The 9,358-nt window shown below is 67.6% G+C and carries 6 protein-coding genes, 1 tRNA gene and 1 pseudogene; 3 read left to right on the top strand and 5 right to left on the bottom strand.

Translation table 11 applies throughout. The annotated features are described in order from the left end of the window. Window positions 1-4 precede the first annotated feature (4 nt). Window positions 5-1,519: a trimethylamine methyltransferase family protein gene (locus tag ACMUOO_RS08140; protein WP_301918478.1), complete on the bottom strand. Its 1,515-nt coding sequence runs from the start codon at window positions 1,517-1,519 to the stop codon at window positions 5-7. Continuing rightward, window positions 1,516-3,588, bottom strand: coding sequence for an FAD-dependent oxidoreductase (locus ACMUOO_RS08135; RefSeq protein WP_301918477.1), 2,073 nt, complete (start codon window positions 3,586-3,588; stop codon window positions 1,516-1,518). Before ACMUOO_RS08135 ends, ACMUOO_RS08140 begins: the two co-directional genes overlap by 4 nt. A gap of 207 nt (window positions 3,589-3,795) precedes the next feature. On the opposite strand from ACMUOO_RS08135, the gene ACMUOO_RS08130 reads away from it, so the two are divergent. The 3 genes from ACMUOO_RS08130 to ACMUOO_RS08120 all read left to right on the top strand — a co-directional run bounded on the left by ACMUOO_RS08130 (window position 3,796) and on the right by ACMUOO_RS08120 (window position 6,203). Continuing rightward, window positions 3,796-3,885: transfer RNA gene (locus tag ACMUOO_RS08130), tRNA-Ser, on the top strand. Between the two features lie 562 nt (window positions 3,886-4,447). Continuing rightward, window positions 4,448-5,152, top strand: coding sequence for an IS6 family transposase (locus tag ACMUOO_RS08125; protein WP_301920558.1), 705 nt, complete (start codon window positions 4,448-4,450; stop codon window positions 5,150-5,152). Between the two features lie 853 nt (window positions 5,153-6,005). Beyond that, complete coding sequence (locus tag ACMUOO_RS08120) at window positions 6,006-6,203, top strand: hypothetical protein (RefSeq protein ID WP_301920557.1); 198 nt, start codon at window positions 6,006-6,008, stop codon at window positions 6,201-6,203. 51 nt (window positions 6,204-6,254) lie between these two features. Here the strand turns inward: ACMUOO_RS08120 and ACMUOO_RS08115 are convergent, their stop codons facing one another. From ACMUOO_RS08115 to cysK, 3 genes and pseudogenes are all read right to left on the bottom strand, one after another. Beyond that, window positions 6,255-7,493: an MFS transporter gene (locus ACMUOO_RS08115; RefSeq protein ID WP_301920556.1), complete on the bottom strand. Its 1,239-nt coding sequence runs from the start codon at window positions 7,491-7,493 to the stop codon at window positions 6,255-6,257. A gap of 25 nt (window positions 7,494-7,518) precedes the next feature. Continuing rightward, window positions 7,519-7,869, bottom strand: coding sequence for a glutaredoxin (locus ACMUOO_RS08110; protein WP_301920568.1), 351 nt, complete (start codon window positions 7,867-7,869; stop codon window positions 7,519-7,521). Between the two features lie 117 nt (window positions 7,870-7,986). Then, window positions 7,987-9,024 (bottom strand): annotated as a pseudogene (gene cysK, locus ACMUOO_RS08105) (cysteine synthase A); the annotation flags it as partial. Window positions 9,025-9,358: the final 334 nt, after the last annotated feature.

Genomic DNA, 9,358 nt, shown 5'->3' with positions numbered 1-9,358 from the left:
CGCCTCAGTTCATCGGTGCTCCGCCCTCGGCCTTGCGGCGGGCGACGTAATCGTCCAGCGCCTCGGCGACGGAGGGGTCGAGGCTCGGTTCCTCGTAGTCGGCCAGAAGCGCCTTCCAGACGGCATTCGCACGGGCCCGCGCGTCGATGCCGCCGCGGTCGCGCCAGGTGGGGTAGCTGTCCCAGTTCGACAGCAGGGGCGCATGGAACGCGGTCTCGTACCGCGCCATCGTGTGCCCGGTGCCGAAGAAATGCCCGCCCGGCCCCGCCTCGCGGATGGCATCGAGCGCGAGCGCCTCGGGCCCGGTGTCGATCGGCTCGAAATAGGCATCCATCATCATCAGAAGCTCGGCATCGAGGATCAGCTTCTCGAAACTCGCCGTCAGACCGCCATGAAGCCACCCTGCCCCATGCTCCAGAAGATGCGCCCCGCCCATGAGCGCGCCCCAAAGCGCCATCTGGCTTTCGTAGGCCGCTTGCGCATCGACCTCGTTCGCCGCGGTGACGTTCGAGGACCGGAAGGGCACGCCGACTAGCCGGGCGAGCTGGCCCGAGGCCTGGGCGGCCTTGGCATATTCCGGCGTGCCGAAGGCCGGCGCGCCCGAACGCATGTCGACGTTCGAGGTGAAGCCGCCGTAGAGCACCGGCGCGCCGGGTCGCACGATCTGGGTCAGGACGATGCCGGCCAGCGCCTCGGCATGCTGCTGTGCGAGCGCGCCCGCAAGCGTCACCGGAGCCATCGCGCCCGCCAGCGTGAAGGGCGTGATCGCGAGCGCCTGGCCATGCTCGGCCATGGCGATCAGCCCCTCGGCCATCGGAATGTCGAGTTGCAGGGGCGAGTTGGTGTTGATGACCCCGAGAAGCGCGGGTCGCTCGGCAAGTCCCTCCGGCGTGGTCCCGAGTGCGATCGCCGCCATCTCGATTCCGTCCATCGTCCGCGCCCGGCCCAATGTCTGGCCCTGCCATGTCTTGTCGAGAAGCCCGATCTGGGCGCGGTAGATGTCCAGATGCCGGGTATTGGCGGGCAAGTCCATCGGCTCGAACGGCCCGCCGCCCTCCTGATGGATCACGTTCAGCACCTGCACGAGCCGCAGGTAATCGCACATCTCGGCCAAGCTGCCGTCGCGCCGCCCGCGGTCGTTGTCCATCACATAGGCCGGCCCGCCGACCGAGGCGTAGACGCAGAGATCGGCGCCGACCGTGACATCATGGGCGGGGTTGCGGGCGTGCAGCGGGAAGCGGGCAGGGACGGTCGCGAGCCGCTCCTCCACGAGTCCGGGATCGAGCCGCACGATATCGCCCGCGACCTCGGCCCCCGAGCCGCGGAACAGTCCCCGCGCGTGTCCGTCGAGCACCCGCATCCCGATCCGGGCCAGAATCTCGAGGCCCGCGCCGTGGATCGCCGCGACCTGATCGGTACTCAGCACCGCCACCGGATCGTAGGGGCGCGGTCGCTGGCCGAACGCAGGCTGGATGGTGCCACCCTTGCGTTCCGCACGCTGGCGTCGGCGCGGGGTCATTCGGCCGCCTCCCGCCCGGGCCCGAGATCGCGCATGGCGAAGGGCGCGTCGCGGCGCACAGAGATGGCGGAGGGCGCGGCGGCAAGCTCGCGCGCCGCGCGATGCGCCTGCCAGACCGCATGCGCGACGGCGCCCGGCGCGTTGGCATCGCCGGTCAGGACGACCGGGGCTCCGCCGTCCCGAAGTGCATCGTAAAGCGGCGATCCACCCTCCCTCTGGCCGACGATCACAAGCGACCGCGCAGCGATTTCCTGCCGCTCGCCGCTGAAGACGTGCGAAAGCGCCAGACTCTCGCCGTCGAAGCCCTCGACGACCTGAAGCGTCCGGCAACCGATCCCGGCCCGGCGGAAGGCCTGGTGGACCTGCGGCTGCTCGTTCGTCATGACGCCCCAGGCCTGCGCCGAACCGGCGCTTGTGACATAGGTCGTCTGGAGCCCCTGCGCCGCCAGATGCTCGGAGATGGCCGAACCCATGTAGTAGTTGTCGAAATCGAAGACGGCGACCGGCCCCGCGATGGCGACGCCGGCGGCGATGTCGTCGGGCGTGTAGACGCGCGGAGCGACGAGCGGCACCGTGGGGATTTCGTTCGCGCCGCAGAGGTTCGCCGTCCAGCGCGCACCTGTCGCCACGACGACATGATCCGCGCCGAAGTCGCGCACCTCCTCGGGCCCCATCGGGCTTTCGGCATGTAGCGACACGTTGGCCATCCGCCGCAACTGGCCGAGCCGGTAATCCACGACCCGGAACCATTGCCGGAGGCCCGGCAACCGCGATTCCCACAGAAGCCGCCCGCCGAACTCGCGTCGGGCCTCGGCCAGCGTCACCCGGAAGCCGCGCCGCCCCAGCGTCAACGCCGCCTCAAGCCCCGCCGGACCGCCGCCGACGACCAGTACGGAACCCGCGCCGTCCCGCCGAACGGTCTCCGGATGCCAGCCGCGCCGCCATTCCTCGCCGGCCGTGGGGTTCTGCGTGCAGCGGACCCAGACCCCGTCGTGCCAGGAAGAGATGCAGATGTTGCAGCCGATGCATTCGCGGATCTCGTCCTCGCGCCCCTCGTCGATCTTCCGCGGCAGGAAAGGATCGGCGATGGAGGGTCGCGCGCCGCCGATCAGGTCCAGCACACCGCGCCGGACCATTGAGACCATCGTGTCGGGCGAGGTGAAGCGGCCGACGCCGACGACCGGCCTGTCGGTCAGCTTCCTGACGAAATCGACCACCGGCTCGTGGCTGCCTTCGGACGCGAAGCGCGAGGGCGCGCAGTCGGTCGCTGAATAGTCCATCTTCACGTCGAAGAGGTCGGGCGCGTCCTTCAGGAGCGCGATCACCTCGTGCGCCTCCGATGGGGCGGAGTCGGACGGGCGCGACCTCAGTTCCTGCAGCGAGATCCTCAACGCGACGGCGCAGCGCCCGTGGGTCGCCTCGCGCACCGCGTCGATCAGTTCCGCGACAAGCCGCACCCGGTTGCCAGGCGATCCGCCGTAGGCGTCGGTGCGGCGGTTGTAGTCGGCAAGGAGAAACTGGTATGGCAGATAGCCCATCCCGGCATAGACGTAGAGGATGTCGAACCCGGCCTGCTCGGCGCGCACGGCGGCCTCGGCATGCCAGCGGATCAGGTCGCGGATATCGCCCCGATCCATCACCCGCGGCCGCGCCGAGGACATGAAGCCGACATGGGTGGCCATCCAGGGCACACCGGAGGGCGAAAGGGGTGCATGCCGCGTCGTCCGGTTCACCGCCGCCGCCCCCCCGTGCCAGAGCTCCACCGCCGCAAGCGCGCCATGGGCATGCACCGCCTCGGTCATCACCGCATGGGCACGGACATCGGCCTCGTCCCAGAGCGAAGCAAAGGGAAACGGGCTGTCGTCCGACGTTGGATGCACCGAACAGGCGCCGGTCGAGACGACGCCCCAGCCGCCTTCGGCTTTCATGCCGCGGAAGGCCGCGCGGACATGCGGGTTGGCATTGGTCATGCCGGACGCGTGAGGCACCTGGAAGAAGCGGTTGGGCGCGGTCTTGGGACCGATCCGGACCGGTTCGAACAGGATGTCGAAACGCGCCTTGCGGGCCATAAGCGCTCCTTGTTGAACTTTCGTATAGTTGCTTGACGCGCGATCCCTGTCAAGCAGCTTTGCGGGCTTCGTCGTGCCTCGCCCCTGGGAACCGCCGTCGAGAGATTGTCGCAGCGGATGCCGGACGAAGATCCGACGGCTACCGGACGCCGGCTGGACGCCGGTTTCCCCTTGCTCCGCCCGGCGCCCGCCATTAAACGGGCAGGCGGAGTGGTGGCCGAGTGGTCGAAGGCACACCCCTGCTAAGGGTGCAGGCGGGAAACCGTCTCGAGGGTTCGAATCCCTTCCACTCCGCCACCGCACCCCGTCTCATTCCCTGTCGCCGATTTCCCGCGGAATTCCCGCGCGATTCCGGGCAGTTACCAATCCCGTCAGAGCAGAGAGACGCACGGTAGCGGGCGGTTCCGCACCAAAACGGCGGGCCGTCTCTCCTGGCCCGAACGCCCGGTGCGCTTTCGCTGTTCCGGCCGGATTTTCAGCGAATTTTCCGAGTTCGCGGCCGTTTTCACCGATTGGCGCCAGGATTCACGCAGCCATTACAATGGCTTGCCCGGACAATTCCCTGCGCGATCGAACAGGGAAGGAATTCGGCCGATCAGGGAAAGAATTGCCCCGAGCAGGGAAACCGCTCAGCGGGCAAAGCCGAGGAGCCGTTCCTGCGCCAACCAGTCGAGCGGAAGCTGGATCGTGGCGAGGCGCTCGAGCGTGAGTTCGGCCGGCTGGGTCCCGTCGAGAATGGCGGCCTGGATGCGCGGCGAGAGACCGGCGAGGTGCAGGATCCGCGCGAGGTAGCGCTCGGCGAGGCGGTGTCAGAGGACCTCGGCTTGCGTCGGGGCAGGGGGCTGACTAGCGTCTTGGGATGACCCAGCGTTCTCCATTCCGCTACTTCAAGACCTCGCCCGAGATGATCCGCCTGGCGGTGATGATGTGCATCCGCTTTCCGCTCTCGCTGCGGAATGTCGAGGACCTGTTGCACGAGCGCGGCATCGACATCAGCCACGAGACAGTGCGGTTCTGGTGGCATCGGTTCGGGCCGATGTTCGCCAGGGAGATCCGCAATCGGCGCGTCCAGGGCATGCGCTCGAGCCGATGGCGTTGGCATCTCGACGAGGTTTTCGTGAAGATCAACGGCGAACTTCATTACCTTTGGCGAGCGGTCGATCATGAAGGTGAGGTGCTCGAGAGCTTCGTCACCAAGAAGCGTGACAAGAAAGCAGCGCTGAAATTCCTCAAGAAATCGCTGAAGCGACACGGCGGCGCCGGTGAACTCGTGACTGACCGGCTGCGCACTTATGGCGCCGCGCTCTGCGAACTCGGCATTCGTGATCGCCAGCAAACCGGCCGGTGGATGAACAACCGGGCGGAGAACTCGCACCAGCCGTTCGGAAGGCGGGAGCGGGCGATGGTCCGCTTCCGGCGGATGCGAACGCTCCAGAAATTCGCATCCGTCCACGCCTCGGTCCACAACCTCTTCAACACGGAACGCAGTCTCCACCCACGAACCAGTTTCGAACGAAACCGCAGTGCCGCTCTTGCCGAGTGGCGTGGTCTCTGCGCGGGATAAGGGACAGCCATCCTGTCCTTGCTGAGACTGGTTCGCATTCGTCTGTCGCCACCACTCGCGGAATGTGCCGTGACGCGTCGGCCAAGTCGTGCCTCCTCCGAGCCGCAACCTTATCTCCGGATCGACGACCGGGGAAGTGACTCTCGATGCTGTTGCTGATCGTCGCCGCGATGTTCGGCGCGAACCAGCCTGCTGAGGACACCACGGCGAAATGGGGCGACGGCTTCGTCGTTCGGGGAGATGCCGACGACCTCGGTGCGGCGCCCGATCCTGTGCCTATCCGTCATTCCGCCCCCCCTCCCCTTGCGCTCCGGGGTCTCGCCGCGGCCCTCGGTCCACCGGATCGACGGCCGGCCCATGTCCTCCGCGTCTCGGCGCAAGGAACATTCACCGAAGCGGACCTTCCTGCGAAACGCCGAAAGCGGTAACGCATCGGGCGGAATCCCGGCAGCGCCGTGTCTTGAATCTGGCCGACTTTAGCGCGCGGGAGGACGAACCGACGCCGGCCGACCCAATTGTCCGCAGCTGGCTCCGTGGACCTGTCCAACAAGACAACTGCATCCAGAGGTGCTTACCGGTCATACTCGCAACCATCTGATTTGACTGACTAACGAGTGAGATGATGCGTAAGGTTGCGAACGTGTTTGATTTTGTTTCCCGATATTTCGGGGATCGACCCGAGGAGTCTTCCGCCGATCGGCCGCGGATGCCGCGCCTTTTGCTCGTGTCGACGGGATTTGTGAACGGGGTTGTCTGTGCCGCTGCATTGCTCGGGGCCAGCGCCGCTGTGGGAAGCGGTTTCGGTGGCTTGTGAGCAGGGCGCCATGGCGGCGCGCTTCCGAGGAGTATGGTGATGATCGGTATCCTGGTTCTGTCGTCGATGTTCGGTTTCGCCATGATGATCGCCTGTCTGTTGTCAGGGATGCCGGTGGCGAACTGCCTGCTGATCTGGCCCCTTGTCGGCACGAGCACGGCAGGGCTGCTCTTCGCCGAGCGGGCCCTCGTGCCGGTCCCGGAGAGGGATCTGTCCCGCCAGGGGCCCCGAGACTGAGGCCGGGCACCAGGTTCCGGCGCCCGCTCGCTGGGATCGAGCCGGCCCCCGTCACCCCACCCCGGGGGTCGCGGAAACGAGGCCCTCGTCCCGCCGCTCGCGCCGCAACACGAGGATGAACACGAGCGCGACGACAGTGAGGTTGGCAACGCCCGCCGCGACCGCGACCGCAAAGGTGAGGTCGTAGGTGCCGGTCATGTCGAAGAAGACGCCGCCGAGATACCCGCCCAGTCCGTGCCCGGCCCAGGCGAAGGCGAGGATGACGCCCGACGCACTTGCCCTGCGGACAGCCGGGGTCAGCGACCGGATCGTCGTGAGGACCCCCGTCATCACGCCCGCATAGCCGAACCCGTAGACCGGCGCGAAGATGTAGAACAGGCTGAGGTCGTCGATCCGGGTGAACACGAAGACGAGCGCCGTCTGCCAGGCCGAGGCGGCCAGATAGGCCTGAACGGCGCCGATCATGTCGGCGAGGCGCCCGAAGGCAACTCGCCCGGCAATTGCGGCCAGCATCATGACGAAGACGACGCTGCCCGCCTCGGGAGCAGGAATCCCGCAGCCCTGGATCAGCGGCACCAGATGCATCAACGGCACCGACATGAGACTACAGCAGCAAAGGACGGCCGCGCTCATCAGGACGACCAGCCACCGGACCGGGATCGGCGGTTCGACCTCGGCGGCAGCCTCTGCGGGGGCTCCTTGGACGGACGGGGGGATGCGGACGAGGAGTGCGAGCGGAACCAGCGTCGCAAGCGCGACGAGGCCGAGCGCCAGCAGCGTGCCCCGCCAGCCGAGCGCCTCGATCAGGATCGCATTGGCAAGCGGGATACCTCCCTGCCCGATCGCCTGTCCGGCCGCGACGATCCCGATGGCAAGCCCCGCGCCCGTACGGAACCAGACGCCGACGAGCGCGAAGAGCGGTGCGAAGAGCGCTCCGCCGCCGAACGCGCCCGTGACGAAGAAGACGGCATAGAGTTGCCAGAGTTCCCGCGCCGCGGAGGCCACGATCATGCCGAGTGCCGTGACCGTCGCCCCGAAGAGCACCACGCGCCGTATGTCAAGCCGGTCGGCGGCGAAGCCCATCACGATCCCGCCAAGCGCGATGCCCATCAGCCCCGCGGTATTGATGAAGGCGATGGCCCCCCGCCCCCAGCCGAATTCGTCCTCGAGCGGGGTGAAGAATGCGGAGAGTCCGTTGACGAGTTGCCCCATCGCGACCGCGAGCATCGCCGCGGCGATCGCCACGATGATCCAGCGGTAGCGTGAAGGGGCGTCGGTTGTCCGGGTCATCGTGCGTTCCTTTCCGGAGGGGGCTTCATGCGGCTGCGGGCTTGCGGGGATGCACCCAGCCCGGCAGGAAGCGGCGGGCGCTCGGGATGCCGGCATCACGGACGGGGATGCCGGCTGCCGTCAGGCGTTTCTGCAACGCGCCACTGTCGAAGGCGTCGAGCGTCTCGCTGGCGCCGCCGATGTAGTCGCCGGCGACGAAGATCTGCGGGATGGTCGCCGCGCCGGTCCTCCGGGCGAGCGCCCGGCGCACTTCGCCGCCCCAGTCGTTCTCGCGGTAATCCGGCGCGTCGAGATCGACGGAGCGATAGGGAATGCCCGCGGCCGCAAAGAGCTTGCGGACGGACCAGGAGAACTCGCACCATTCAAGCGCGAACATCACCACCGGCTGGTTCCGTTCGGCGAGAACCTCTGCGACATGGTCAATCGCCTTGACCGAAGGATCGGGGGCCGAGGCGGCCGTCGCAGCGGGTGCGGGTGCCGCGGCGGCATCGAAGCGGAAGCGCCGAGTCGAGGCGGCGATGGCGCTTTCCTCCTCGTTCATCGCTTCCCCGATGTCGGCGAAGAGCGGCGTCGAAAGGTAGCGTTCGCCGGTATCGGGCAACATCGCGAGTATGCGCGATCCCTTCGGCGCGCGTCGCGCGACCTCGAGTGCGGCGGCGAAGGTCGCCCCGCCGGAAGTTCCGCAAAGGATGCCCTCGTGCCGTGCAAGCGCGCGCGCGGCTTCAAGCGCCGCATCGCCCTGCACTGGCTGGATCTCGTCGATATGGCCGGCCGCGACGACGTCGGCCGCGAGCCGGGGGATGAAGTCGGGTGTCCAGCCCTGCATTAGGTGCGGGCGGAAGGCGGGATGGCTGGCCGCGGGGCTGCCGTCCTCGGCAAAGACCTGGGCGATCCCCGAGCCGAGGAGCGGCGAGTTGTCCGGTTCGGCGGCAATGATCCGCGTCGCGGGGCTTTCGGCCTTCAGGACGCGGGCGACACCCTTCATCGTGCCGCCGGTACCGAACCCTGAAACCCAGTAATCGAGCGGCACGTCTGCGAACTCTTCGAGGATCTCTCGCGCGGTTGTGCGGGAATGGATATCCGGCCCGGCCTCGTTCTCGAACTGACGGGCAAGGAACCAGCCGTGTTGCTCGGCCAGCTCCCGGGCTTTGGCGAGCATGCCGGAGCCCTTTTCGGATGCAGGCGTCAGGATGACCCGCGCGCCCAGGAAGCGCATCAGCTTGCGCCGCTCGACCGAGAAGCTCTCGGCCATTGTCACGACGAGAGGATACCCCTTGGCGGCGCAGACCATGGCAAGACCGATCCCGGTATTGCCGGAGGTCGCCTCGATCACCGTCTGGCCCGGCTTCAGCGAGCCGTCGCGTTCGGCCGCCTCGATGATGCCGAGGGCGAGCCGGTCCTTCACCGAACCCATCGGGTTGAAAGCCTCGAGCTTCACGAAAACCTCGACGCCTTCGGGCGCGAGCTTGTTGATCCGCACGATCGGCGTGTTGCCGATGGTACCGAGGATGGACTGATGTGTGTCTTTCATCGGGGGAATCCTTCAGTTGCTGGGGAGAACGCCGCGGACGTGGTGCGCTTCGGCCCGGGAGCCGGTGCGCGCCACCGCGAATTCTCGATGGAACCGCTTCACGCCGCGTCGCGGCCAGCGGCAGTACGGCCCGACGAACTCGGGCTTTGGTCGTACGATCCGGATGGTCGCGATGGTCGCGCGGTGCATTGGGGGAACTCCTCTTGGTCGGGCACCGGGTCGACCCGGCGGCACCCGACGTCCGGGTGTGGCGTCACCTTGCAGCCCTGCCGTTTCAGGGTGTTGTCGCGCCGGGCTGCCGCGTGTTTCAATTGTTTCAAGGCGGCCAGGCCGC

This window comes from Albidovulum sp. (assembly GCF_041919395.1).
In the GTDB taxonomy this organism is placed as follows: domain Bacteria; phylum Pseudomonadota; class Alphaproteobacteria; order Rhodobacterales; family Rhodobacteraceae; genus Albidovulum.
Note: the sequence above shows the minus strand (reverse complement) of the source record. Positions and strands in the feature narration are given on the sequence as shown.